The sequence below is a fragment of the Psychrobacter sp. ANT_H56B genome (genome assembly GCF_008369245.1).
GTDB classification, from domain to species: Bacteria; Pseudomonadota; Gammaproteobacteria; order Pseudomonadales; family Moraxellaceae; genus Psychrobacter; species Psychrobacter cryohalolentis.
The window spans coordinates 24,187-49,015 of record NZ_VOBF01000006.1; the positions used below are offsets into that span (position 1 = coordinate 24,187).

The 24,829-nt window shown below is 41.5% G+C and carries 23 protein-coding genes, 1 tRNA gene and 1 pseudogene; 9 read left to right on the plus strand and 16 right to left on the minus strand.

The genetic code is table 11. The features are described from left to right. Positions 1 to 52 precede the first annotated feature (52 nt). The 8 genes from FQ082_RS08390 to FQ082_RS08425 form a co-directional block, all read right to left on the minus strand. Positions 53 to 337 (minus strand): MoaD/ThiS family protein, encoded by a 285-nt coding sequence (locus FQ082_RS08390; protein ID WP_149492761.1) that lies wholly within the window; start codon positions 335 to 337, stop codon positions 53 to 55. Positions 338 to 397: 60 nt separating this feature from the next. Then, on the minus strand, positions 398 to 904 hold the full coding sequence (gene moaC / locus FQ082_RS08395) for a cyclic pyranopterin monophosphate synthase MoaC (protein ID WP_149492762.1): 507 nt from the start codon (positions 902 to 904) through the stop codon (positions 398 to 400). A 43-nt stretch (positions 905 to 947) separates the two neighbouring features. Continuing rightward, entirely contained in the window at positions 948 to 1,712 is a 765-nt protein-coding gene (locus FQ082_RS08400; RefSeq protein ID WP_149492763.1) for a molybdenum cofactor guanylyltransferase, read from the minus strand. A gap of 2 nt (positions 1,713 to 1,714) precedes the next feature. Then, positions 1,715 to 2,245, minus strand: a complete 531-nt coding sequence (gene moaB / locus FQ082_RS08405) for a molybdenum cofactor biosynthesis protein B (RefSeq protein ID WP_011513061.1) — start codon at positions 2,243 to 2,245, stop codon at positions 1,715 to 1,717. Positions 2,246 to 2,297: 52 nt separating this feature from the next. Beyond that, positions 2,298 to 3,416 (minus strand): GTP 3',8-cyclase MoaA, encoded by a 1,119-nt coding sequence (gene moaA, locus FQ082_RS08410; RefSeq protein WP_133105199.1) that lies wholly within the window; start codon positions 3,414 to 3,416, stop codon positions 2,298 to 2,300. Positions 3,417 to 3,644: 228 nt separating this feature from the next. Further along, positions 3,645 to 4,934: a gephyrin-like molybdotransferase Glp gene (gene glp / locus FQ082_RS08415; protein ID WP_149492764.1), complete on the minus strand. Its 1,290-nt coding sequence runs from the start codon at positions 4,932 to 4,934 to the stop codon at positions 3,645 to 3,647. A 266-nt stretch (positions 4,935 to 5,200) separates the two neighbouring features. Continuing rightward, a complete protein-coding gene (locus FQ082_RS08420) occupies positions 5,201 to 6,400 on the minus strand; it encodes a globin domain-containing protein (RefSeq protein WP_149492765.1) in 1,200 nt (399 codons plus the stop codon). A 426-nt stretch (positions 6,401 to 6,826) separates the two neighbouring features. Then, positions 6,827 to 7,342 (minus strand): hypothetical protein, encoded by a 516-nt coding sequence (locus tag FQ082_RS08425; protein ID WP_149410024.1) that lies wholly within the window; start codon positions 7,340 to 7,342, stop codon positions 6,827 to 6,829. Positions 7,343 to 7,702: 360 nt separating this feature from the next. On the opposite strand from FQ082_RS08425, the gene recJ reads away from it, so the two are divergent. After that, the gene (recJ, locus tag FQ082_RS08430) at positions 7,703 to 9,529 is read left to right on the plus strand and encodes a single-stranded-DNA-specific exonuclease RecJ (RefSeq protein ID WP_149492766.1); all 1,827 of its coding nucleotides are present in this window, start codon (positions 7,703 to 7,705) and stop codon (positions 9,527 to 9,529) included. A 61-nt stretch (positions 9,530 to 9,590) separates the two neighbouring features. On the opposite strand, the pseudogene FQ082_RS08435 reads toward recJ, so the two are convergent. From FQ082_RS08435 to FQ082_RS08465, 7 genes and pseudogenes are all read right to left on the minus strand, one after another. Next, positions 9,591 to 10,243, minus strand: a pseudogene (locus tag FQ082_RS08435) (trimeric intracellular cation channel family protein). Positions 10,244 to 10,317: 74 nt separating this feature from the next. Further along, positions 10,318 to 10,953 (minus strand): trimeric intracellular cation channel family protein, encoded by a 636-nt coding sequence (locus tag FQ082_RS08440; protein WP_149492767.1) that lies wholly within the window; start codon positions 10,951 to 10,953, stop codon positions 10,318 to 10,320. Positions 10,954 to 10,968: 15 nt separating this feature from the next. Next, the gene (locus FQ082_RS08445; protein WP_149492768.1) at positions 10,969 to 12,072 is read right to left on the minus strand and encodes a multidrug resistance efflux transporter family protein; all 1,104 of its coding nucleotides are present in this window, start codon (positions 12,070 to 12,072) and stop codon (positions 10,969 to 10,971) included. Positions 12,073 to 12,131: 59 nt separating this feature from the next. Continuing rightward, positions 12,132 to 12,866: a 7-carboxy-7-deazaguanine synthase QueE gene (queE, locus tag FQ082_RS08450; RefSeq protein ID WP_149492769.1), complete on the minus strand. Its 735-nt coding sequence runs from the start codon at positions 12,864 to 12,866 to the stop codon at positions 12,132 to 12,134. A gap of 235 nt (positions 12,867 to 13,101) precedes the next feature. Continuing rightward, entirely contained in the window at positions 13,102 to 13,923 is an 822-nt protein-coding gene (gene dapD / locus FQ082_RS08455) for a 2,3,4,5-tetrahydropyridine-2,6-dicarboxylate N-succinyltransferase (RefSeq protein ID WP_020443027.1), read from the minus strand. A gap of 111 nt (positions 13,924 to 14,034) precedes the next feature. After that, complete coding sequence (locus FQ082_RS08460; RefSeq protein ID WP_149492770.1) at positions 14,035 to 14,967, minus strand: alpha/beta fold hydrolase; 933 nt, start codon at positions 14,965 to 14,967, stop codon at positions 14,035 to 14,037. 275 nt (positions 14,968 to 15,242) lie between these two features. Then, positions 15,243 to 15,318, minus strand: a tRNA-Asn gene (locus FQ082_RS08465). Between the two features lie 396 nt (positions 15,319 to 15,714). Between FQ082_RS08465 and FQ082_RS08470 the strand changes: the two genes are divergently transcribed. The 8 genes from FQ082_RS08470 to FQ082_RS08505 all read left to right on the plus strand — a co-directional run bounded on the left by FQ082_RS08470 (position 15,715) and on the right by FQ082_RS08505 (position 23,823). After that, positions 15,715 to 16,452 carry an SDR family NAD(P)-dependent oxidoreductase gene (locus tag FQ082_RS08470; protein WP_149492771.1) on the plus strand — a complete coding sequence of 246 codons (738 nt, stop codon included), beginning with the start codon at positions 15,715 to 15,717 and terminating at the stop codon, positions 16,450 to 16,452. Positions 16,453 to 16,503: 51 nt separating this feature from the next. Then, positions 16,504 to 18,216, plus strand: a complete 1,713-nt coding sequence (locus FQ082_RS08475; RefSeq protein WP_149492772.1) for an NAD(P)/FAD-dependent oxidoreductase — start codon at positions 16,504 to 16,506, stop codon at positions 18,214 to 18,216. Between the two features lie 37 nt (positions 18,217 to 18,253). Beyond that, positions 18,254 to 19,294 carry a DUF1365 domain-containing protein gene (locus FQ082_RS08480; RefSeq protein WP_149492773.1) on the plus strand — a complete coding sequence of 347 codons (1,041 nt, stop codon included), beginning with the start codon at positions 18,254 to 18,256 and terminating at the stop codon, positions 19,292 to 19,294. A 92-nt stretch (positions 19,295 to 19,386) separates the two neighbouring features. Continuing rightward, a complete protein-coding gene (locus FQ082_RS08485) occupies positions 19,387 to 20,751 on the plus strand; it encodes an SAM-dependent methyltransferase (protein WP_149492774.1) in 1,365 nt (454 codons plus the stop codon). 36 nt (positions 20,752 to 20,787) lie between these two features. Further along, positions 20,788 to 21,198, plus strand: a complete 411-nt coding sequence (locus tag FQ082_RS08490) for a DUF2177 family protein (protein WP_011513081.1) — start codon at positions 20,788 to 20,790, stop codon at positions 21,196 to 21,198. A gap of 96 nt (positions 21,199 to 21,294) precedes the next feature. Continuing rightward, a complete protein-coding gene (locus FQ082_RS08495; RefSeq protein ID WP_011513082.1) occupies positions 21,295 to 21,831 on the plus strand; it encodes an acyl-CoA thioesterase in 537 nt (178 codons plus the stop codon). A gap of 167 nt (positions 21,832 to 21,998) precedes the next feature. Continuing rightward, the gene (locus FQ082_RS08500; RefSeq protein ID WP_149492775.1) at positions 21,999 to 23,096 is read left to right on the plus strand and encodes a cation diffusion facilitator family transporter; all 1,098 of its coding nucleotides are present in this window, start codon (positions 21,999 to 22,001) and stop codon (positions 23,094 to 23,096) included. A 25-nt stretch (positions 23,097 to 23,121) separates the two neighbouring features. Further along, entirely contained in the window at positions 23,122 to 23,823 is a 702-nt protein-coding gene (locus tag FQ082_RS08505) for a DUF2059 domain-containing protein (RefSeq protein WP_149492776.1), read from the plus strand. A gap of 238 nt (positions 23,824 to 24,061) precedes the next feature. On the opposite strand, the gene dps is transcribed toward FQ082_RS08505, so the two are convergent. Further along, the gene (gene dps / locus FQ082_RS08510; RefSeq protein WP_149492777.1) at positions 24,062 to 24,559 is read right to left on the minus strand and encodes a DNA starvation/stationary phase protection protein Dps; all 498 of its coding nucleotides are present in this window, start codon (positions 24,557 to 24,559) and stop codon (positions 24,062 to 24,064) included. Between the last annotated feature and the right edge of the window lie 270 nt (positions 24,560 to 24,829).

Here is a 24,829-nt window from a genome sequence, read left to right on the forward strand (position 1 = left end):
CTATTTATTATTCTTAAAATTTTTAGCGATACACATAAGCGTCTAAATACTATTAACCGCCTGCTACTGGAGTAATGAAAACCACGCTATCGCCATGATTAATCTCATCTGTCCACTTGGCAAAGTAATCGTTTACTGCCACACGCAGCTCTGACTGTGGACGGCTAAAACGATGCTTTTGGCGCAGTTGCTCGTATAACTCGGTTAATGACGTAGACTGTGGCACGTTTACTTTTTCTTCATGACAATTGGCTTCATCGGCTAAGCTGGCAAAGTATAAAACGGTGATATTCATCGTCGTATTTATATCGTCACTGCTTTCTATTAAATCGCTCATAGAAGTCTCCATTATTTATTAATTGCCAAGCTTTATATCTATCATATCGCTATGGCGTATTTACGCATGTTGATAGTCAGATTTGCCGCCCGTCTTATTCATCAGATGGACGTTATTGATGATGATGTCGTGAGAGATGGCTTTGGTCATATCATAGATAGTTAGGCAAGCGACGCTGACGGCTGTCAGTGCTTCCATTTCTACGCCGGTTTTATGCGTAACTCTGACAGTAGCAGTGACAGTAATGCTATGGTTTGCATCATCGTATGCAAAGCTTAAGCTGATTTTATCTAAGGGTAGAGGATGGCAAAGTGGAATCAGGTCATGGGTGCGCTTTGCAGCCATGATACCTGCGATATGAGCGGTCTGCGTGATACTGCCTTTTTTGGTCATACCATCAGCAGCTTTGATTTGCTCATAAATTATCGCAGGGAAGATCACTTGTCCCTGCGCACGTGCTTCTCTTGTCGTCGCTATTTTGCCACTCACATCGACCATGGTGATATCACCGTCGCTATCTAAATGCGACAAGGCAGTTTGAATGGTTTTTTGACTGCTGATATTCATTTATCATTTCTCTTAAATGGCTAGTTTTTCTCAGTAAATCTTATTATATGTTACGTAAGGCAATACAGGCACGCTCAAAATCTTTAGACGTATTAAAATTGGTAAGAGATTTCCAGTCCTCTGAAAACGTTACAGGCTGCACAATTGGCTGAATAAATTTCATTACTTGGCGCTGCCCATGGTCAATATAATGCTTTAAATCCGGCTCAATACTTAAGCGATAAATACCTAACAATGGATATAAATGATGCTCATCGGTGAGACAAATGACCGATTTATCTACAGCTTGCGTTATATAAGGTTGCAGTTTTTTCCATAAATCGGTTGCAGCAATCAAGCTATCACAGCTAATAACCATCAGCCAAGATGCGTACGAATTTGCCGCATTGACTAATGTCATTGAGCTGGTCAAATATTGTAATGCCGCCTCTATGGCGACCAATGCGCCGCCGGTTTCGATCTGTTCATTGTCATTACTAGCAAAATCGTCAACCGAAAGGTAATCAGTGATATGAATGATGGGCACTTGCGGGTTATTCAAAATCAAATCTGGATTGATACCAAAACCACGACCGTTATCTGCAATCATAATAGGCACATTATAAGCAGTGGCTGCGCTTAGTTTAAGCGTTTGCCTGACATGATAATCAAGCAATTGCTCATTGGTTGGTAGCATCAACTCAGCTTTAGGCGAACCCATACGTTTGGATGCACCGCCTGCTAAGATGACGATACCTGCTAAGCGATTCAAGTGATCTATATCGCTTGAGCTATTTACACTTTTTAAGGTATTTACAGCATCTGTCATGATTAATCGTGACCGGGGTTGGTACGCATAAAGTGCGGGACAAAATTGCATGGGCGCGTACGGCTATCCAGCTGCTCTTGTAAGATGCCTTCCCAAGCAGTACGGCAAGCGCCTGATGAGCCGGGTAGGCAAAAAATGCCTGTACCATTTGCCATACCAGCTACAGCGCGAGATTGGATGGTAGACATGCCAATATCATCTTTTGATATTAAGCGAAACATCTCGCCAAAACCATCTACTGACTTATCAAACAAGACGCTGACTGCCTCTGGAATGCTGTCTCTAATATAAAACCCCGTACCGCCAGTGGTAATCACTGCATGAACATTTGGGTCCGCAATCCAGCCGCTGACAACGGCTCTAATCTTATAGATATCGTCGGTAATCAGTTGACGATCAGCAAGCTGATGCCCTGCTGCGGTCAATTGATCGACCAGATACTGCCCTGAGCTATCTTCTGCCATCGTACGACTGTCAGAAACCGTTAAGATGGCGATATTAAGCGGGGTAAAAGGTGCTTGCAGCTTGCTCATGGATATTCCTTGATAAATATGCTTATTATGAAAAATATTGCTGATAAATAAATTAACCCCCAATCATCGACAAGTTATTCATAATGCCACTGTTCGAGTCATGAAGATGATGGTGCTCAGGTTTAATGGGCATAAAACTATGTAAAGTACTGACCAGTCCTGCAACATCATCTTGCTGCAAATGCTCACGAATGTCGTAATTGCCTTGATCAAATAGGCAAAGATGCACCTTGCCTTGACTGCTAACCCGCAGGCGATTACAGCTGTCACAAAAATGGGCTGCATATGGGGCAATCAGGCCGATACGCCCTTTATAATCAGGATGACTGTATTCAATTGCTGGACCGTCGTTACTGCCGCGTTCATGGGTTTGCCAGCCGTCTTCTATCAGATAATTGGTAATGATGTCGGTTTGGGCATGCTGAGCAAAAAATAAATCGCTGTTGTCACTGGTCTGCATAAATTCAATAAAGCGATAAGTGACTGCTCTATCTTTGACATAATCAATGGCATTCATTAAGTTTTCAAAGGCAGTTTCTGCCATCAGAATGCTATTTATTTTAAGCTTAATATCGGTGGTTGCCAGCAAGGTATCCATATCAGCCAAAAGTTGCGGCAACATATCAAAGCCAGTCATCTTATGGAAAGTAGCGGCATCAAAGCTGTCCATACTGATATTAAGCTGATTTAGTCCGGCTGCCTGCCAACTAGCCAAATGCTTACCAAGCTTATAACCATTACTGGTCATGGCAACGGTTTCAATGCCTTCAGTGTTTTTGATTGTTTTAATAATGTCTACCACATCACGGCGTATAGAAGGCTCACCGCCCGTAATCCTGACTTTTTTGGTGCCAACTTGAGCAAATCCGCGGATTAACGTAGCAATTTCAGCGACACTAAGCTCATCTTGTGGAGGTTTGCCTTGATAGCCATGGGGCAAGCAATATTCACAGCGAAAATTACAGAAATCAGTAATCGATAAACGTAAATAGGTCAAACGTCGTGCAAAGCCATCTGTTAATAGTTGAGCTAATAATGGTTGAGCTAGGTTAGCTGCAGAATCAGTAGACAAAACCGCCAATTTCGATGGTAAATGATCATCAAAAAAATTAGATGCAGCAGTAGGCGAATACAGTTGAGCATTTCCTATGGTGGGGGCAAGATGGTTCATAGATGATTACCATTAATATAAAATATAGTGTGTACTTTTAAGCGTTGCCTCAGGTTGTGAGTGAAATAGGCTATTCAGGTATAAATATGGCGGATTAACTACAAATAACAATCAACCGTCATTCAATTAGTGACTAACACCAGAGTAGCAGTTAGATAATAAATGTTAAGTTTCACACGGTCTATAGTATAGAGGTTTATTCACTGTATCATTTTTAAGCGACATTCACTATATCCAAGGGAAAGGTTGCACTTGTACGCTTTCGCCAGCGGCTACATTGCCAGAATCTTGTGCCAATACAATAAAGCAGTTGGCATGGCTCAGCTGTTTGATACGGTGTGATTGTTGTTTGGTAAAGCTTTCAACATAAAAACTGCCTGCTTCATCTTGGGTTAAAACGCCTCTTTGGAAGTCCTTACGACCCGCTGATTTTTTAACATCGTTTTTAAGTGTTGCCATAACTGTTAATTGCATGGGTCGCTCTGAATGAGACAAGCCTGCTATTTGCCACAAAGCAGGAGTCACAAACTGTAGCGTACCAACGACCGTCGATAGTGGATTACCAGGCAAACCAAAATATAAGACAGGCTTGGCAAGGTTTTGCGTCAGCTCACCAAAGACAAACGGCTTACCAGGTTTCATCGCGACTTTGTAGTGATTAATTTTGCCCAATTGCTCAATGACGGTGGTCAAAAAATCATAATCACCAACGGATACACCAGCGGTAGAGATCAGTACGTCACACTCTTGCATGGCTTGAGTGACAGCAGCCGTCGTTTTGTCTAAATCATCAGGGATAATCCCATAATCTTGAATAGCTATTGGTAAATCAGAGAGCAGGCTTTTAAGAGTGGGGGTATTAGAATTATAGATTTGCGCCAAACTTTTAAGCTCATTGCCAATCGCCACTAGCTCATCGCCTGTCGCGAATACACCAACAATTAATGGCTGATAGACGTTGACTTTATCAAAGCCTAAGTTAGCCAGTAAGCTGATATCAGCAGGATTCAGCCGCTTACCTTTGAGTAAAACGGCTTCTCCCGCTGCAATTTCTTCGCCTTGTTTGCGAATATGGTCATCAGACTGGGCAGTTTGACTAAGGATGATAGGGTATGGCTGTGATTTATCAATGCTATCTCTTATCTCAGCAAAGTTGGTATTTTCTTGCATGATGACGGTATCACATTCATCAGGTACGACCGCACCAGTAAAAATGCGTACTCCTTGACCTGACTGGATATCACCATTATAAGGGCTACCAGCTTGCGATTCGCCGATGATGGTGATGGTGGTATTTGTTGCAAGCTTAGTCCCTTTAGCAATCGCATAACCATCCATCGCGGATAGGTTCTGTCTTGGTATCGAAAAAGGCGAGACGATATCTTCAGCCAGTATGTGATGACAGCTGTCTAATAAATCGTAGTTAGCGACGGCTCTTTTATTAAGCGGATAGTCGTTATTATTATAATTCTCTACGCGCTGCTGTATCTCAGCTACAAGCCCTTCAACCGTAATCATAACCTTGTACTCATCTTATTAATGTTGAGCTATATATAGCATCAGACATACTTTATACCATAAGAATGACATGGCTGACAGGGATTTTATAAGCGGAGTCGTAAGATATGATTGAGGTTGTACGTTAAAAAATAGATAAAAATAGAGCAGATTTTCATATCACTTTACCGAGATAGTTTTTTTATCACTTGCTGGAAGAAAACGATGCAGAAGCTTCAAAAAACATCCCAGTAATGCTATTTTGTCATTAACAATTGCTTATAAGCTTAAGCCAGCTCTATACTCATTTTGGGACCAAAGGGTTCGTAATGAATGTTATCAAGGACATGGTCAAGGATGATCAGGCTATCAATAATGCTTTCCATAAAAGGCATGGAACCACAAACATAAATATCAGCAAGTTTAGGCAAATTGCTAAGCCAAGCTTCATTAAGAATCTGCCCAGACTCAAAGTAAAAAATGTGCTTTTCTACGTTTGTCGCAGTAGCCAATAGTTTATTAACTTCACTATCAAAAGCATGATGCTCTTGGTTTTGGCAAGCATAAACCCAAACGATAGGACGTTTTGGATTGGCGGTAACTTGAGCTTCTAACATGGATAAAATAGGTGTCACGCCAACGCCAGCACTGATCAGCACCAAGGGAATATCGTCTTGCTGCACCAAATCTTGGTCTAGCTCAAAATCACCAGCCGGTGCCGACAATAAAACCGTGTCACCGACGGCTAGATGATCATGTAAATAATTAGACACTAGACCTTTATGCTCATTGCGATTGTCACGTCTAACTGCAAATTGGATACCTTGATCGCTATTGGCTGAGTATAAAGAGTAGTGACGCAGAGCAATATGATCGCTGTCTGCTGGGTCTGTTTTTACGGTAATGTATTGACCAGCAGACAGTTTAATCTTGCTTAAATCGATAGTCTGATTGTTTACTGAATGGTCATTTACCGGGACGACGGTAAAGGCGGCGATATCAGTCGCTGCTTCTACTTTTGCCGTTACTATAAAAGGTGCAAAGCCTTGCCATATTGCCTGCTCATACATACCGTGCTCGATTTGGATAAATATCGAGGCAATCTCATCATAAGCTTCTGCCCAAGCCGTAAGGATATCGTCAGTTGCTGCATCACCCAATACTTCCTTGATGGCAGCAAGCAGATGCTTGCCAACGATAGGGTAGTGCTCTGGTAGGATTTGTAAAGCGCGATGCTTATGGCTGATTTGCGTTACTTGAGGCAATAACGTCGCTAAGTTTTCTAGATGTTTAGCCGCTGCCAAAACTGTCATTGCCAGTGCAGTCTGTTGACGACCAAGCTTTTGATTGGTTTCATTAAAAATATCAAGTAGTTCAGGATGCTCATGAAACATATTTTTATAAAATACAGTAGTAATCGCGATCCCATGCTCTTCGAGTACCGGTACCGTTGCTTTGACGATTGCTAATGTTTGTAGTGAAGCCATTGTGGATCCTTTAGTGAATATTCACATTGATAATATTTAGTGATTTAAGATTAATGAACGAAATTAATAACGATAATCAAAATTTCGAACCGCCGAATGAGCCAATAAAACGCAGTGACTCAACACTTAAAAGTCAAATCGTTAACCGATATTATAAGATTCATTTAAAATGAATCTTATAATATATTATCTTTGTTCTAATATCAATGATGCCATACTATTGTACTGATTCCGTTTGCCAACATTTCTGTATCACAATCTGATTTTATTTTACAGACGAAGGGGTTCGTTTGAGCAAAGTCCACATACATAAATCATTAGTTTTAAAACGCTACGATTCATTAAATAGGTGGCACAAAAAAGCCCTGTTAGGTACAGGGCTTTTTTTATTAAGCGATAGGTAACTTTTTTATTTAAAATAGCACTTTAGACATTTTTGCCGTGTTGCTTTTGCTGAATGTCTTTAGCTAAGTTGTAGCATTCATTGATATGGTCAGTAGCAATCTTCTTAAAAATCATATAGCCCATAGTACCTGCGACCAGTTGACCACCAAGTGGGATAAATTTGGTCACTTGCTTAGCAGCGATACGACCACCAAAGCCTTGCACTGTCTTTTTAACGATGCCACGAGTTGCCATTAAGCCTGCAAAGTCAACGGTACGATCTTTTAGCGCACTCCAGTGAATAGCGCGTGACTCTAAGTCTACCGCTGCTTGACGATCTTCGAGTAAACCAAAGCGCTCACTGATTTCAGGTAACAGCATTGTCAGCATGCTAGCGTCAATTGCCACATCAAAAAATGGTACCGGAACGATAGCCACACCAGCAGAGATTCTGGCGCGCTTTTTGACCATGGCGATACATTCTTTTTTGACTTGTTCAAGATTTAAGTTTGGATCAATCGTATTCGGTAGTTTTTCAGCTAAAGGGGTCGTTTTCATGAAATATCCTTAAAATAGGTAAAATTAGCAATTAAAAGAAAAAAATAAAACATAGAATAAATAACAAGCAACTGCAGTGTTTATAAGATGCCTACCATTTTATGTATTTATAAACGCCATACAATCGCTGCTTTGTAGCAAAATGCTGAAAAATAGGGGTAATCTGCACCGTTTTTGTAAATGAAGCCATACGCTAAAAATAGAAGTTTAGAAATAAATACATTGTCTAGGTGCGCTCAAATTATTCTATAAGTTACGTGATGATGGATGTATAAGCAATCTCTAACCTTGTACCGACATGCCAAAAATTACCTCTAAATTAATATTGTGAGCACTTACTAAAGTCAGTAGAATAGCTTCATGCTAAATTTAACTCCCCGTTATACCAGCACTCGCATTGACGAGTTGCCCGCCGCGTTGCAACCACTTGCCGCTCAATCATTGACGCTTGCTCGCCTATATGCCGCTCGCGGTATTATGCAGTCAGATGAGCTTGAGACACAGCTGGCTGGTTTGCTGCCTGCTGAGAAGCTAAAAGGTATCATTGAAGCGGTAGATCTATTAGATATCGCTATTGATGACGGTCAGCGTATTTTGATCGTTGGTGACTTTGACTGTGATGGCGCAACCAGTACGGCGCTTATGATGCGCGCCCTGACTGCCATGGGTGCCAAGGTTGATTTTCTAGTCCCTGACCGTTTTGAATACGGTTATGGGTTGACGCCAGAAATTGTCGAATTAGGTATTAAAACTTATCAACCGCAAATGATTGTCACGGTAGATAATGGTATCTCAAGCCATGAAGGCGTAGCGCGCGCGCAGGCTGATGGCATTACTGTCATTATTACAGACCATCATCTGACCACCAAAGAGACACCGCCTGCTGAAGCGGTAGTCAATCCCAATCAGCTTGATTGCACTTTTGCTAGTAAAGCTTTGGTAGGTGTTGGGGTAGCGTTTTACGTGCTCGGACGACTGGCAAAGCTGCGCCGCGATGCTGGAAAATCTACCGTACAAGTCAGTCAATATTTGGATTTAGTGGCGCTTGGTACGATTGCTGATGTGGGCGTACTTGATAAAAACAATCGTATTTTGGTCCATCATGGCTTAGCGGCTATTCGTCAAGGACGTGGCTCTCTTGGCATACTAGCGTTACTCGAGCAAGCGGGTCGAGATCCCAAAAAACTACAGGCGCAAGATTTTGGTTTTGTCTTGGGTCCACGTATTAATGCCGCTGGGCGTATGGATAATATGCGCATCGGTATTGAGTGCTTGCTAGCAGATGATTGGGCAACGGCGCAGCGATTGGCACAAGAGCTTGAGCAGCTTAATCGTACGCGTCGCCAAGTAGAAGGTGAGATGCGTACGCAAGCGGATAATATCGTCCAAGCATTAGCTGCTACTAATATAAGTATTGAAGCGGATGTTGAAGAAAGCGATGATATTATCGTTCAGCATAGGCTTGAGAAGAAGATCACTAATACCCGCAGTATTGTGTTATATCAAGATGACTGGCATCAAGGTGTTATCGGTATCGTCGCAGGACGTTTGAAAGAAAGCCATTATCTGCCGAGCATTGTCTTTGCGCCAGCGAATACTGAACGTACAGGTGCTGAAGATGCCATCAAAGGCTCAGCACGTTCTATTGCTGGCGTGCATATTCGTGATGCCATTGAACAAGTTGCCGAGAGCCATCCTGATTTAATCAGTCATTTTGGCGGTCATGCCATGGCAGCAGGACTGACGTTGAAAAGAGGCAACTTTGATGCCTTTGTGACAGCATTTAACGCGGTATTGGCACAGATGAAGGATGAGGTGTTCGCTGAGCAAAAATTCACTGATGGTGCTTTGCAAGCAAGTGATTTTAGCTTATGGTTTGCTGAGCATCTTGCAGAGTCTAGTATTTGGGGACATGGGTTTGCGCCGCCAGTATTCGACGGGGTGTTTGAGGTGTTAAGTTTTAAAGTATTAAAGGATAAGCATCTTAAACTGTCGCTACGTTATCCTGATGTGCAATATCCGATTGAGGCGATTCAATTTAATTTTGATAGCAGTGCTTGGGATTACCGTGCCGAAAAAGTACATATATTGTTTGAGCTGGACATCAATGAATGGAATGGCAAACAAAGCTTGCAGTTAATGATAAAAGATTTGGCGCTGGTAAAAGAGACGGTCGAAGCGAACTAGAGGCTTAACGGTACAGATAGTAACTGCGCTAATAGTCGCTAAGCGTCAATATTTCTATGCTTTAATATTTCCATTCAATGGTCGGAAACTGCCAATCATAGCGAATAGCAAGCATGCGTAAGGTAAAAATCGTTGCCATTGCTGAGATATCAGCAATCCAAGCGGTCACGCCAATATGGTGTAGCGCAAAGTAAAGGATACCACCTGTTAAAGCGGCGGTGATATAGATCTCTTGCTGTAGCACCAGCGGAATTTCATTGCAGATCATATCCCGCCGACAATAATCGTAATAACCCCGAGTAATAGTGCCACCGGCATATTTGCGCCCATACTATCAGCCACCTTGATACCGATTAAGGTGAAGGCTGACAGACCAATAGTGTCAGAGAGTTTAAGAAATGTATCAACGCGTCTAGAATTGGGGTGAAAGAATATCTGCATCACCAGTGAAGAGATGGTAATAACTGTCAAATAGCTCATAACTACCATCCAAAACAGTGGGTGACGATCCAAAATCACATCACGCACCGTACCTCCGCCGATAGCCGTCACAATCGATACCAGCAAGCAGCCGAACACGTCGAAATTTTTATGCTTAGCTAATATCGTCCCTGAAATACTACAAGCGACAATACCAATCATATCGAACAAATAAATCAGTGAGCGCGGGTTAAAAGTAGTAATCAAATCCGAATCTAAGGGAATAATGGGCATGAGTTATTCTCATTAAAGCACTGAGATTACAGTGCTACTGGTTTCTTCGCTCATCGTAAAAACTGGCTAATCTGTTAATCGATCAAACGAATCGAAGGCAAGTGCCAATCGAATTTTAATGCTAGCATACGTATGGCAAAGATGATAAATAGCATTATAAATTCGTTTATTGTCGCGTCTAGCCCCCAGTAGTCGAACGCCACATACGCCAATGAGCCTGCAATACTGGCAGTGATATAAATCTCACGCTGGAGTACGAGCGGAATCTCATTACAAATGATATCACGCAATAAACCACCAATAATGGCTGTCCAAACTCCCATCATAATAGCAATCATTGGCGCTATATCTTGCGTCAATCCCACTTTAAAGCCAATCACACTGAAGGCTGCTAGACCAATAGCATCAAAGAACTTGAGCGCGTTATCAATTTTATGATACAGATGAAAAAACATTTGCAAGATAAGAGAGGTAGCAGTAATCACAATGACGTAATTGAGATCTGTCATCCAGAATAAGGGGTGGCGATCAAGTGCCATATCCCGTAGTGTACCACCGCCGATAGCATTGACCAGTGCAACTAATATGCAGCCTGCAATATCAAAACCTTTGTGCTGCGCGAGCAATGTGCCAGCGATAGCACAGGCGATGATCCCAACCATATCCAACACATACAGCAGGATATCGGGGAAAATAAAGTTATTTATCATCGCTGTATTTAAGCCTTAACCATCTTTGGCAAATAATATCAGTCCCAGAATGATAAGCGCAATACCCACCAAGCCCAGTGTAGAAGGAAGGGCATTATTCAGTAATAACATGCCACCAATTAAAGCAAATATTACTTCACTAGCTTGGGTAGAATCTACGCCTGCCACCTCGCTCGATGTCACCGCTTGCTCACGGGCATATAAAAATATACTCGTCGCCGCCACACCTGCGAGTACTGCTACCAGTAACGTACTAAAAACCTGTGTGGTCGCTGGTTGCTCAGGACGTATGATTAAGCCTAATAATAACCAAAATGGCAAACTACCGAGGGTCATTAACCAGACTTTATTAAAGGCATTTTGTAATAAGGTTGTTTCAATCGCAGGAATGCGCGCAATGAGATTTTGTAAGCGTGACGCAGCTTGTCTATCGATAGGTAGGATAGGGGCTTCGGTAATGATGCGTTGGGTATGAATGTCAATGTTATCATCAGTGTCATTTGGCTGAAGATTATCACGAGCCTGTTGCTGCTCAGCACTGTGCTTGCGCGAATTATGAGACACTTGCCAAACCAGCTGATTGCCAATCGGATAACTGAATGCTGCAATCAGTGCAGGTAGCGCGCCATATAGCAGCATATCAGCCATAGGTATGGTATCAGCGAGAGTGGATGCATGTAAGCCTTCACTGACATTGACCATCACTACACCGATAAAGACGAGTAGCGCATAAATGATAAACTTTTTATCAAATCTTTGCCCAAATGCCACCAACACCAATAAACTTGTCACCACCGTAAACATAAAGGTTGCTGCAACCACCCAGCCGGCAACGTGGTCGCCAGCATAGCAAATACCCGTATAAAATACGCCAAAGCCGATACTGCCGGTGATACACCAAAATCGCCAATGCTGAAAGAAGATAGCGCTCAATTCTCTAATACGTCCAAAACCATGCTGCATCGCAATCAGGACAGTAATGATTAGCCACATGAATAAATAGCGTAGGCTAGCTGACCAAAACCAGTGCCCGCCGTCACTGCTCATCATCTCATTTAAAACAAAGGTGGAGCTAAAAAGCGCGCCCGCTAATAAGCCCAATAAAATGAGTTTGACCATAGCTGTCCCTTTCTTCCTTGGCTTGCTATTTATTTGAGAATCCATTCAGATTTTAGAGACTATTTGCCCTTGGCATCCGCCCAAATAATCTTATGTAGTTGCAATTGAAAACGTACGGGTAGGGCGTCGCCTAACATCCATTCGGCAAGCTCACGTGCGAGTACTGGCACTTCTGGGCTATTGTCGTTTGCTGTATCTTCATGTGCCACATTAAACATCGGTGAAAACCATACCGTACCGACCAAGTCATTTAGCTTATAGTCGATAAGCTTCGCTTTTGCCCAGTCATAATCGGTGCGATTCATGATGACAAATTTTATTTGGTCATGTTGAGTGAGGTAATCGAGGTTTGACCAAAGATTCTTATCAACTTCACCTGAGCTTGGGGTTTTCAAATCCATCACTTTGCTGACCGCTGGCGGGACATTTTCGACCGTCAGTGCCCCTGCCGTTTCAAGAGAAATCTCATAACCCTCATTGAGCAGACGCTTCATCAATTCAATAGCGTTAGGCTGGGCTAAAGGCTCACCACCGGTTAAGCAAATACGCTTGCAAGGGAAGCTGGCAATAGTCGCCATAATAGTCTCAAGCGACTGACGTTCGCCGCCACTAAAGGCATATTCGGTATCGCAGTAAACGCAACGTAGCGGGCAGCCGGTCAAGCGTACAAATATCGTTGGTAAACCTGAAGTCAGTGCCTCACCTTGCAAAGAATAAAAAATCTCCGTTAAACGTAACCCTGCTTCAGGGTCAGTAACAGGGATGGCAGCGGTGCGTAAAGATAACTCACTCATAATATTTCAAATACAGTTAAGGATTGATTGTGCCATCGAGCACATATCAAATAAAAAAGGTTTAAGAATCTGTCTAATGCTTGGAAATTCATTGCCCAGACAAGACAAAGATTATAACGTAAAGTCCTCTATTAAGCTGCTACCTAACAACAAAAAAGATGCTGGAGCATAAAGCTTCAGCATCTTTTTTTATTCAGACTTTTTAATCAATAATTATATGAGTAGTAATACAAATTTAAGCTAAACGTAATAACTCATTTACGGATGTTTTAGCACGGGTTTGCGCATCGACTTTTTTCACGATGATAGCTGCATACAAGCTATGCGTACCATCTTCAGAAGGCAAGCTACCTGGCACAACAACTGAGCCTGCTGGTACGCGACCACGATGAATCTCGCCAGTTTCGCGATCATAAATACGAGTAGATTGACCAATATAGACGCCCATAGAGATAACTGCGCCTTCTTCTACGATAACGCCTTCAACGATTTCAGAGCGCGCACCGATAAAGCAGTTGTCTTCAATGATAGTCGGATTGGCTTGTAATGGCTCTAGAACACCACCGATACCGACGCCGCCTGATAGATGGACGTTTTTACCGATTTGAGCACATGAACCAACGGTCGCCCAGGTATCTACCATAGCGCCTTGATCGACATAAGCACCGATATTAACATAAGATGGCATCAATACGGCGCCTGGCGCGATATAAGAGCCTTTACGCGCAACGGCTGGTGGTACAACACGCACGCCAGCTTCTTTAAACTGCGCTTCTGTCCAATCCGCAAATTTCGTTGGTACCTTGTCATAAAACTGGACATGCTCGCCCGCTGCTTGAACGTAGTTGTCATTTAAGCGGAACGATAGCAAGACAGCTTTTTTTGCCCACTGATTGACGACCCATTCCCCATCCTTTTTTTCTGCAACGCGCAAAGTGCCGTTATCTAGCTGCTCAAGTACTTGATTGATGGCATCACGGACATCTTGTGGCATGGTTGCTGGGCTATATTCGTTGCGGTTCTCAAAAGCTTGTTCGATGGTTTGTTGTAATGACATAAACATTCCTAGAATTGATGAAGGTAAATAAAAAACTTGCCGTATTGTCGCTAATTTGGCGACTTTTAGCAAACGTGATAGACGATACTATAATTTTGGGATTTTATGGGCTTAAGTATTGCTATTTATCCAGCCTAAGATGTCTTGGTAAACCTGTTCTTTATTCTGTTCATGTAGCGGCTCATGGCGCATATGAGGGTAGAGCTGCACAGAGACATGATCAAAATGTTGTCTGTCTAGGTGATTGGCAATATTACGAATACCGCGACCCATATCACCGATTGGGTCATTTTCTCCGCTGATTAATAACATTGGAAAATCTTTGGCAATCGTCATTGCCCAGTTTTTATGCAAGCCTGCATTCATCAGTGTAAAGAGGGTCATAAAGCCGTTATTAGTAAAATCAAAACCCGTCAATGGATCGGCTTCATAAGCTTCAACGGCGGCAGGATTTTCGCTTAACCACGCAAACTTTGATGAAGAAATACGATTATTAAGCTTGCTATTAAGTACTTTACTCATCACGTTAGCAAATAGGGCGTTTGGCTTTTTAGGCGCCGCTTTTGTTAGTAACTTATTGATAGGCAATAATACTTTGATCAATGGATTGGCATCCGCTGTGCCCATTAAAATAGCACCGGTAAAGTTGCGCGCATGGTGTTTAAGGACATTACGGACGATAAACGAGCCCATCGAATGACCCATGACGAAATGTGGCACATTCGGATGACGCGCTTTTAAGCTGTCCGCCATGACGATGACATCTTTTAATAATGACTGCACAGGATGCTCTTCACCAAAAAAACCTAAGTCTTTGGCTGATTTAACCGTTTTTCCATGACCAAGCTGGTCATAAGTGGCGACTGCAATACCGTGATCAGCTAAAAATTGCGCCACGTCTGCATAACGCCCGCTGTGCTCTGCCATGCCGTGTACAATCAGCAAGGTTGCACTAATGACAGTATCACTATGGCTCGGCTCAAAAAAAGTATGATGCAGATAATGGGTATTGTCAGAGGAAGTTATTTGTTCATTATTACTCATAAAAATCCAGTCCTTGAATGGTTAAGGGTATGATGAGATAGATTATATATTTTTTAGGGCTTTATTATAGGGATAAGTTATTGCTACAACCAATCTAATTGCGAAATTTGGCAACATTAGTATGTTGTTTGGTTTTTAGTGAGCGTTATGGTCTAGTCATTTAAACAACAGCTACAAAAATATCAACCATAAAAAAACCCCCATCAAAGTGATGAGGGTCTTGGCAAATGCCATAATCGAATCAAATATGACTCAAAAAATTTACTACTAAAATATGGCTCTCCAACCTGGGCTCGAACCAGGGACACACGGATTAACAGTCCGTTGCTCTACCAACTGAGCTATTGGAGAATAGGCGGTAAGTGTTTAATGTCTTACTGCGAGCTTAGAAAGTCTCTAACGAGTTCTTGCTAAGTGGGGCGTATTCTAGCAAAGATAAAAAATACGTCAAGCTTTTTTTGCATGTTTTTATACATTAAAGATATTAACGCTAGCGCAAAGGTTGCTGTCGAGCCAATTTGCGTCATATCTTCGATATCACTCTGTTTGCGAAGTAACAACAAATAAAGCAACTTGCTTATACTATAATTATTTAGATTTGATAAATAAAAGACTGCATTGGTTAATAAAATAATGCCAATGAAATTACATTGTTAATAGCTATAAAGCTGCTAAAGGCTTATAAGATAAAGATTTATCAAAGCCAAACCAAGAATAAGATAGTAAACGACGAAAAGGATATTTGCGATGACAGACACTGCTAAGAAACAACATATTGTGATTACGGGTGCGACCTCTGGGATTGGTTATCAGCTGGCAAAAGACTATCTGCGAGAAGGACACTATGTCTATGCCGTCGGTCGCGATGAGGAAGCCTTGTCTGAGCTCAAATCATTAGGAGCAGAAACTATCGATTTAGATCTAATGGATCGAGATAAGGTGATTGCTGCTTTTGATAAAATTACTGAGATTGATTTGGCGATTTGCGGCGCTGGCATATGTGAGTATCTAGATATGCCAAACTTTGATAGTGCGGCGTTTATGAAAGTGCTGTCGGTGAATATGGGTACGTTATCGCATGCCATTGAAGGAGTGCTGCCAAAGCTGATTGCTTCAAAAGGACGCTTAGTTGGTATTGGCTCAGCGTCGGCTTACGTGCCTTTTGCTCGTGCAGAGGCTTATGGTAGCTCAAAAGCAGCTATTCACTATTTAATGAAAACTTTACAGATTAGCCTTGCACCGCAAGGCGTGTCAGTGAGCTTAGTAGTTCCCGGCTTTGTAGAGACGCCAATGACCAAACAAAACGATTTTCCGATGCCGTTTTTACAGACTACACAGCAGGCAAGTCAAGCGATTCGTGATGGTATAAAAAGTGGCAATGACATTATTGAATTTCCCAAAAAACTGACGTTGCCATTAAAAGTATTAGGGACATTACCTGATATAGTTTGGCAACAGGTCAGTACAAAAATCAATAAAAAATAGCCAGTTTTAGTATTTTTGAACACCTATAAAGAAAATAACTAGGAATATTTTATGCCGTTTTTGCGCCGTAAATCTAAGCAGCTATCTAATCAAGTAGAAGCCGTTGTTAAGGCTACAAGCCGTCATTCAGAGGATGAGAAGGATGCACAAGTCAGAAAAAGTATCGCTATTATTGGCTCAGGGGTATCAGGTTTAACTTGTGCTCATTACTTGGCAACGCAATTTGACGTCACCATATTTGAAGCCAGTGATTATATCGGTGGACACGTAAATACCATCGATGTGACGTTACAAGATGGTAAAAAAGCCAAGCCTAATAAGGTTGAAAAAAGTGCCATAGATACCGGCTTTATTGTCTTTAATGAGCGTACTTATCCTAACTTCTTTCGCCTGCTTCATGAGCTGCAAGTACCATTTCAAGCAACGGATATGAGCTTTTCTGTCAAAAACGCGGCGCGTCATTTTGAATATAACGGTCATACGCTCAATACCTTGTTATCACAGCGCAAGAATCTTCTGAATCCGAAGTTTTGGGGATTTATTAATGATATTTTGCAGTTTAATAAACAGGTGCGTCAGCTGCGCCAAGATTATGATAAGGCGCGTGAGCAGGGGCAGGATATTGCTGTTTTTACCAAGCAAACGCTAGGCGAATATCTAGATACTAAAAAGTATGGTGATTTATTCACCGATAATTATCTATTGCCCATGGTATCTGCGATTTGGTCGACCTGTCTACGCGACGTACGAGATTTCCCCTTGGTATTTTTCGCTCAATTCTTTGATAATCATGGTTTGCTTGATGTGGTCAATCGTCCGCAGTGGTTTACGATAAAAGGCGGTTCTAAGCAGTATGTAAATAAACTGATCAAACGTTTTGTGAAGGCAGGTGGCAGCGTTCGCGTGAACAGTCCCGTGCAATCAGTGATTCGAGAAGATAACAAGGTGATATTGAACGTTACGGATACAACAGATAATAAGACGCAAGGTCTTGTGTTTGATGAAGTCATCTTTGCCTGTCATGCAGATACAGCGCTCAAAATCTTACAAGATGCCAATCCTATCGAGCAAGAAGTACTGAATCATTTTACCTTTACCGATAACACAGCCATTCTACATACCGATACCTCAGTCTTACCCAAAAAACCACTGGCGTGGGCAAGCTGGAACTATTTAATCGATGATAAAAATGCTATTAAAAAAGATAAAGAATCGCTGCAAACTGCCACAAAGCCCGTATTGACCTATCATATGAATATTTTGCAGCGCTTGACCAAACAGCATAATTACTTAGTAACTCTCAATCATGAGGTAGATGAGAGTCAAGTTATTAAGCGTATCGACTATAGCCATCCAGTATTTAATAATGAAATGATTGCCGCGCAAGCACAGTGGTCAAATATCTCTGGTAGTAGCGATTCGCACACCCATTTTTGCGGTGCTTATTGGTTCAATGGCTTCCATGAGGATGGCGTAAGAAGCGCGCTACGTGTCTGTCAGGCATTGGGATGCAATATCGATATTAAGGATAGCGTTGACCTAAGCCATTTGCCTGATGCTGAAAGCGCACATACGCCGTTCCGCTATAAAGATTTACCAGTAAAAGCAGACAAACAATTACGCAAACTTAAAAAACGTCAGCTAGTCACTGCCACTACCAATCAAGAGTTGGTGCAATACATTGCAATGTTGGCGCCCATGGCTAAAGCGTTTAAAAAGAAAAAACTGGGATTTTTTGCTGCTCGTAAAGATAAGCACTCGTAGCAGTTAAATACAGCATGACCAATTAAGGTTATTAAGTATGGTAGAAGCAGAACAGCCTAACAGTATAAGTGTAGAGCCTACCTTGGTAGATGATACTAAGCGCTTGCCGCACCAAATATTTCACGGAATAACTTGGCACAGCCGGTTGCTACCGAGTGTGCATAAATTTGCCTATCCTTATCGTTATTGGGGCGTCAACATTACTGCATTAGCAGCAGGGAAAACATTGTCAGAAGTGGATATCAGTTCATTTAGCGGCAATAAAATCCTAAAAAAGTTGCCATGGAATAAACCATTACTATTCTCTGGAACAAAAAAAGCCTTACAACAGTTTTATCCTGAGGATTACTTACAAGGATTGAGCATACAAGATAAAAATAGCCTAGGTAAAAGCAAAGATGCTGACGATAAAGGAGGGTATTTATCAGATGTTCAATCACTAGAACAACGTTTAATTCAAGCATTTATAGAACGGACGGGTAGTGCACCAACAGGCGATATGATTGGAATGGTCGTTTGCCGTAATGCAGGGATATATTTTAGCCCAGTAAATTTCTATTTGGGCTTTGATACAGAGCAAAAACCCAGCCATCTATTGGCAGAAGTATCTAATACGCCATGGGATAAACACCATTACTATGGGTTTTTATTAGATGGCGCAAACACTGAGTTTTGTCACGATAAAGATTTCCATGTCTCACCTTTTAATCCTATTGACCAGCAGTATCAGTGGCAAGTAACGATTAAAAGGGCAATAAAAAATACTGTCACCAGTAAAGTAAAAAGTAAGAAAGAAAAGCTGTCTAATCACTGCTTGGACGTTCGTATCGCTATAAATATCAGCGATAAGCGCGGTGAAGTATTAAAAACAGGTATTAAAATGTCTGGCGTACCAATGACGGCATCGACGATTTATGAGAGCTTGCGCAAAAATCCACTGATGAATATAACGTCTTTAATGCGTATTTATGGGCAGGCTTTTAAACTCTATGCCATTAAAAAAGTACCCTATATTAATTACGATGAAACATTAGCCGATAGCAAGCAGCAGAATGGCAATAATAAGCATGAGCAGTGACAGTAACTATTATGCCAAAACTTTAAAGGTTCAAAGACTCAAGAATTTAACGCAGAGCTTTTGCTATCGAATAATTATACAAGGATGGATAAATGATGTCAGCAAGACTAGCAAGCAAGGCACCCGTATCAAAATTAGGAAAAATCACTGCTCACATCAATCAAACGGTTAACGATAGTGCTATTTTGCAGCCAGTTAGTAATAGCGTGAATTATCTGGCGCGAAAAGCCATATTCCGAGCTTTGAAGCACATTCAATTTGGTAGTATTACTATCATTGAGGATTTTGTTGGGCAGGATGCTAAGCCACATTGTTTTGGCACAGCTGCTTCTAGCAACATAAGTAGCTCAGCTATCGGTCGTCATACATTGGATGTGACGCTGACCATTCATGATAGCAGCGTCTATCGTCAGTTATTATTTGGCGGCTCTATTGCGCTAGCGGACAGCTATATCAATGGCGAATGGGATACGGATGATTTAACGGGTTTGATTCGACTGGCAGCGCGTAATTTGGCGGTACTTAATCAGTTAGAAAATCGTTTTGCGGTTATTAGTAAAACCTTTGAGCGAGCCAATCATAAGTTACGCAGTAATGATAAATTGGGTTCAAAGTCTAATATTTTAGCGCATTACGACTTAGGTAATGACATGTACCAGCGTTTTTTAGACGATACGATGATGTATTCATCAGCAGTCTATAAAAAAGTAGATACGACATTGGCGGAAGCGCAGCAGCATAAACTCGCTTTGATTTGTGAGCGTTTACAACTGAAACCCGAAGATACTGTGATAGAAATTGGGACTGGGTGGGGCGGTTTTGCTATTTATGCAGCAACGCATTATGGTTGTCATATAACGACGACCACTATCTCGGATGCGCAATATGAAGAGGCGCAGCGCCGTGTAGAAGCGGCTGGACTGTCGGATAAAATTACCTTACTGAAGCAAGACTATCGCGAACTGACAGGACAGTATGACAAGTTGGTCAGTATTGAGATGATTGAAGCGGTTGGACACGAGTATTTACCGACGTTTTTTGCCAAATGTAATAGCCTGCTGAAGCCAACAGGTTTGATGGTATTACAAGCTATTACCTTTAATGATCAAAACTATCAAGACTATATAAAGTCGGTCGATTTTATTCAGACGCACATTTTCCCTGGTGGTTGCTTATTATCTAATCAAGAATTGACGACGCAGTTTACTGAGCAGACCGATATGGTCATCAAGCAATTGCATGATTATGGTTTTGATTACGCGTACACGCTACGGGATTGGCGTACTGCGTTTATGGCACAACGTGAGGAAATAAAAGCACTCGGTTATGATGAAGCGTTTATTCGCTTATGGGAGTTTTATTTCTGCTACTGCGAAGGGGGGTTTTTGGAACGTACGATTGGAGTCGTGCAAGTCACCGCCGTTAAGCCAAACAACATTGATGCATGGCATTCATAGGCTGCATTTTAGTCCCTATTATAAAAGGATCTTACTATGGGTTATATTTATATCTATCTTGCTTCTCTTGTCATATTTTTGGGCATTGATGCGGTTTGGCTGAAGACCATGACCGGTCTGTTTTATGAAAAGCGTATCGGACACTTACTTGCCGAACAGCCAAATATGACTGCTGCTGGGGTGTTTTATCTGTTTTACCTATTGGCGCTGTGTATTATTATTTTATACCCACAAATCAGATCAAATGCGCCGATTCACCATATCTTCTTATTGGGCGCTTTGATAGGACTGATGGCTTACGGTACTTATGATTTTACCAGCTTAGCGTTATATAAAGGTTTTACTCTGGACACCGCTTTGGTTGATTTTGCTTGGGGTGGTATTTTAACAGGTTCAGTGAGTGCTATCGTGGCTTGGCTTGCCTATCGTTTTCATTGGTTAAGCTAATCTAGTAGTTAAGTTAAATCGACTATATTTGCGCTGTCGGAATTGCTATTGTATAAATAGCACTTTAAATATATTCTACACCCGTTAAGGAACATTATGACGCAATATAACACCAGCTCTACCGCCAAAACAGTCCCATTAAACCATGAGCTGTATATGTCAGTGCTTATGACGCCAGATATGGCCAATTTTATTGGTAACGTCCATGGTGGGGATTTGCTCAAGATGCTGGACCAAGTCGCTTATGCCTGTGCCAGTCGCTATAGCGGTAGTTATGTAGTGACACTGTCAGTTGATCAGGTGATGTTCCGTGAGCCTATTCATGTTGGAGAGTTGGTAACGTTTGCAGCTAGTGTCAATTACGTTGGTAAGACTTCAATGGAAGTCGGCATTCGAGTAGAGGCAGAAGATGTACGTGCACGTACCGTTCGCCATACCAACAGCTGCTATTTTACCATGGTGGCGATTGATGAAAATCGTAAGCCCACGCTAATCCCTGAGCTTGAGATTAAAGATGCCTTGCAACAATGCCGATTTGACGCAGGCTTAGAGCGCAGAAAGCTGCGTATGGAAGGCTCGCAACGTATCAGCTGTGACATCAGTAAATTGACTAATAAAGTAGCAAGCGCATAATCTGCTCATTAATGCAGACAATAAACATACTCTCACCAAAACATTACTGATAAGAACAGATTTTTTGACTACAGTAAATGGAATCTAAAGTAACTAATAGATCAGCTAGTGTATATATATAACTAGTCTGGTTTTATACCTTAAACCATCCATTTATTGAGACCTAGATGAGTTTAAAGCCGCTAGAATCCAATCCAAAAGATGCGCCAACGCCGCGCGCTAATACGCATGGCATTGGTCGCTCACGCGCTCAAAACCCTTTTAATGCTTCAGATAATACCAATTCTGACCCCTCTAAATCTGTGCCAAGCCATGATGACAAAAAATCGAGCTCATTAATAACGGTTTTGATTGCAGTTGGTGCCAATCTTATTATTGCGATTGCTAAAACAGTAGCAGCGTTTATGACAGGTTCCGCTTCCATGATAGCGGAATCAGCGCATTCTTGGGCAGACGCGGGCAATGGTACACTGTTAATCGTTGCAGAGAAAAAGTCGGTCAAACCTGCTGACAAGAGCCATCCACTCGGCTACGGTAAAGAGTCGTATGTATGGTCAATGATTGCCGCGTTTGGCGTCTTTATGGCAGGTTCAGTAGTGTCTATTTATACTGGCATTACCGAGTGGAATGCAGCTGAAACTGAAACCAACTATACCATCGGTTTTATTATCTTGGCAGTCGCCTTTGTGCTTGAAGGATTTTCTTTAACACAAGCGTATTTGCAAAGTAAAAAACATGGCGAAGCGATTAATGTCAGTGCCATCGGCTATGTGATGGACACCTCTAATCCCACCTTGCGCGGTGTGTTCTTTGAAGATTTGGCGGCAGTAGTAGGTTTGGTTGTGGCAGCAGCTGCTATGGCAATGCACGCCTATACTGGCGAACCATTCTGGGATGCGCTTGGGTCTATCATTGTCGGTATATTGCTGGCAGTAGTGGCAGTCTTTTTAATCAGTCGTAATCGTGATTTTTTGGTTGGCTATAGAGTCTCAGAAAAAATGCACGATTATATTTTATCAGAGCTTATCAAGCATCCAGATATTGATAGTGTTTCTTACTTGCATTTGGAGTGGGTAGGTCCCAAAAAAATATTTATGGTCGCGGCGGTCGATATTGCTGGAAATCAACATGAACATGAGATTGCGCAAAAATTTGAAAGTATAGAAAATCAGTTTCGTAGTCAGTCATTGTTTCAAGAAGCTATCTTAACTTTATCTGTCCCTAACGCTGAAATCTTACGCTTACCTGATAATGAACATTTATAATCTATAATAAGAATGAGAACATAATATGAAAAGTCCTTTAAAACCGTTAACAAAACATCCTAATCGTCATACACAGATAGTGTCACCGTTGCTGGCATTAGTAGTGGTGACTTTGATGTCAGCTACTGCTGTACAAGCCAATGCAGAATTAATCGTACACAGTGATGCCAATCGAATTCAACAATCAAAAACGGTCACATCAGCACCCTATAGCGTCCGTAAGATTGATGATGCACAGAGTGTCAACCGTCCATTACCTACTGACATCTCTATTATTAAACTGATGCAAGTCATGCATATTGACGACCAAATCCAATCTATCGTCGATGGCAAGCAAGCGGCTATCAATGCAATCAATACGCAAACTCAGAATCAACAGGCGACTGATGAACCGTTGAATAAACGTCAACGTGAGCTACAAAATCAGATCCAAAGCGTGTTAGGGCAATATGCCAAAATTATGACCAATGGGATAGGCAATACGGCAGATATTCAAACCTTAACGCAAGCTTATATCACTGCTGCAAAAATTTACTATACGCAAGCGGAAGTGGATGCCCAAATCAAATTTTATGATACTGCTGTCGGTCAAAATATCTTAGCAAAACAGCCACAAATTACTGCCGCTTTTTTAAAGCAATCTTTACCGCAAGATACCTCAGAGACTGAAAACCAATTAAGTGAGCTATTGCCGCAGATGAAGCAAATAGTGAAAGGTATTTTTTAAAGTGTATGTTAGAAATATAGTTAAAGTTCCTAAAAGATCTATGCTAGTGCTGGTATAAATGTTTTGCAGCCTCTGTCTGCATAGGCACAGCAAGTAAGAAAAATTAATACCAGTAATATACGATTCATCGGTATTGATGTTTAATGATCCTAGTCAAAATCGTCAAACATAAAAAAGGTCACCATAGAGGTGACCTTTTTCTATTTAGCAAATAAGTTAATCTTATGTTGAAACGTGCTTATTTTTTAGACGTATCTTTTTTCGGGGCATTTGCACCGATAAACCAAGCATCTTTATCAACAGTACGACTTACTTCAGTCAATAAGTCAGCGGTATCTTCATCACCAGCATCGCTAGCGGCATCAATCCCTTCACGCAAAGACGCAGCAATGGTCTTATAGCGATTGGTCAGCTCACGAACATGCTGGTCAACGTCAGTAATATCAGTCGGGTAAGTCTCTAAGATAGAGTCCTCAACGACACGTTTAGAGATACCATTGGCTTTGCCGCCAAGGATAACAATGCGCTCAGCGACTGTATCATAAGCTTCTGTTAAGCGTCCATAAGTGTCATCCAATAACTGATGTACACCAATGAAACCAGTACCTTGAAGATTCCAATGACATTGCTTGCTATCCATACTCAAATCAATCAGGTTTGCTAAATTCGCATTCAACAAATCGATCATTTTTTTTGCAGTTGCGTCATCTATTCCACTTGCGTAACGTTCTCTCATATTCTGCTCCATTATTCTATTTTAATTAATTTAAGTTTCTAATTATCAACAGCTCTTTAAATTTTGATTTATTAAGGTGTTGCTGAATGATTATAAATTCATTATCGATAATAACAGCTTAAATAATAGATGGAACCCCAACATTTAGGCTTTATACAAGGGTCGTGTAATGAGTTTGTTAATCATGAAAACCTTTGTAAATTTAACCGCTAAAATAGACCCTTTGATAACAATCAGTGCACACGCCAGCATATTCAATCGTATTAAACT

Bases quoted from the DNA above. Each gene is read 5' to 3' on its own strand.
- FQ082_RS08390 (WP_149492761.1), bottom strand. From the start codon at position 337: ATGAGCGATTTAATAGAAAGCAGTGACGATATAAATACGACGATGAAT.
- moaC (WP_149492762.1), bottom strand. From the start codon at position 904: ATGAATATCAGCAGTCAAAAAACCATTCAAACTGCCTTGTCGCATTTA.
- FQ082_RS08400 (WP_149492763.1), bottom strand. From the start codon at position 1,712: ATGACAGATGCTGTAAATACCTTAAAAAGTGTAAATAGCTCAAGCGAT.
- moaB (WP_011513061.1), bottom strand. From the start codon at position 2,245: ATGAGCAAGCTGCAAGCACCTTTTACCCCGCTTAATATCGCCATCTTA.
- moaA (WP_133105199.1), bottom strand. From the start codon at position 3,416: ATGAACCATCTTGCCCCCACCATAGGAAATGCTCAACTGTATTCGCCT.
- glp (WP_149492764.1), bottom strand. From the start codon at position 4,934: ATGATTACGGTTGAAGGGCTTGTAGCTGAGATACAGCAGCGCGTAGAG.
- FQ082_RS08420 (WP_149492765.1), bottom strand. From the start codon at position 6,400: ATGGCTTCACTACAAACATTAGCAATCGTCAAAGCAACGGTACCGGTA.
- FQ082_RS08425 (WP_149410024.1), bottom strand. From the start codon at position 7,342: ATGAAAACGACCCCTTTAGCTGAAAAACTACCGAATACGATTGATCCA.
- recJ (WP_149492766.1), top strand. From the start codon at position 7,703: ATGCTAAATTTAACTCCCCGTTATACCAGCACTCGCATTGACGAGTTG.
- FQ082_RS08440 (WP_149492767.1), bottom strand. From the start codon at position 10,953: ATGATAAATAACTTTATTTTCCCCGATATCCTGCTGTATGTGTTGGAT.
- FQ082_RS08445 (WP_149492768.1), bottom strand. From the start codon at position 12,072: ATGGTCAAACTCATTTTATTGGGCTTATTAGCGGGCGCGCTTTTTAGC.
- queE (WP_149492769.1), bottom strand. From the start codon at position 12,866: ATGAGTGAGTTATCTTTACGCACCGCTGCCATCCCTGTTACTGACCCT.
- dapD (WP_020443027.1), bottom strand. From the start codon at position 13,923: ATGTCATTACAACAAACCATCGAACAAGCTTTTGAGAACCGCAACGAA.
- FQ082_RS08460 (WP_149492770.1), bottom strand. From the start codon at position 14,967: ATGAGTAATAATGAACAAATAACTTCCTCTGACAATACCCATTATCTG.
- FQ082_RS08470 (WP_149492771.1), top strand. From the start codon at position 15,715: ATGACAGACACTGCTAAGAAACAACATATTGTGATTACGGGTGCGACC.
- FQ082_RS08475 (WP_149492772.1), top strand. From the start codon at position 16,504: ATGCCGTTTTTGCGCCGTAAATCTAAGCAGCTATCTAATCAAGTAGAA.
- FQ082_RS08480 (WP_149492773.1), top strand. From the start codon at position 18,254: ATGGTAGAAGCAGAACAGCCTAACAGTATAAGTGTAGAGCCTACCTTG.
- FQ082_RS08485 (WP_149492774.1), top strand. From the start codon at position 19,387: ATGATGTCAGCAAGACTAGCAAGCAAGGCACCCGTATCAAAATTAGGA.
- FQ082_RS08490 (WP_011513081.1), top strand. From the start codon at position 20,788: ATGGGTTATATTTATATCTATCTTGCTTCTCTTGTCATATTTTTGGGC.
- FQ082_RS08495 (WP_011513082.1), top strand. From the start codon at position 21,295: ATGACGCAATATAACACCAGCTCTACCGCCAAAACAGTCCCATTAAAC.
- FQ082_RS08500 (WP_149492775.1), top strand. From the start codon at position 21,999: ATGAGTTTAAAGCCGCTAGAATCCAATCCAAAAGATGCGCCAACGCCG.
- FQ082_RS08505 (WP_149492776.1), top strand. From the start codon at position 23,122: ATGAAAAGTCCTTTAAAACCGTTAACAAAACATCCTAATCGTCATACA.
- dps (WP_149492777.1), bottom strand. From the start codon at position 24,559: ATGAGAGAACGTTACGCAAGTGGAATAGATGACGCAACTGCAAAAAAA.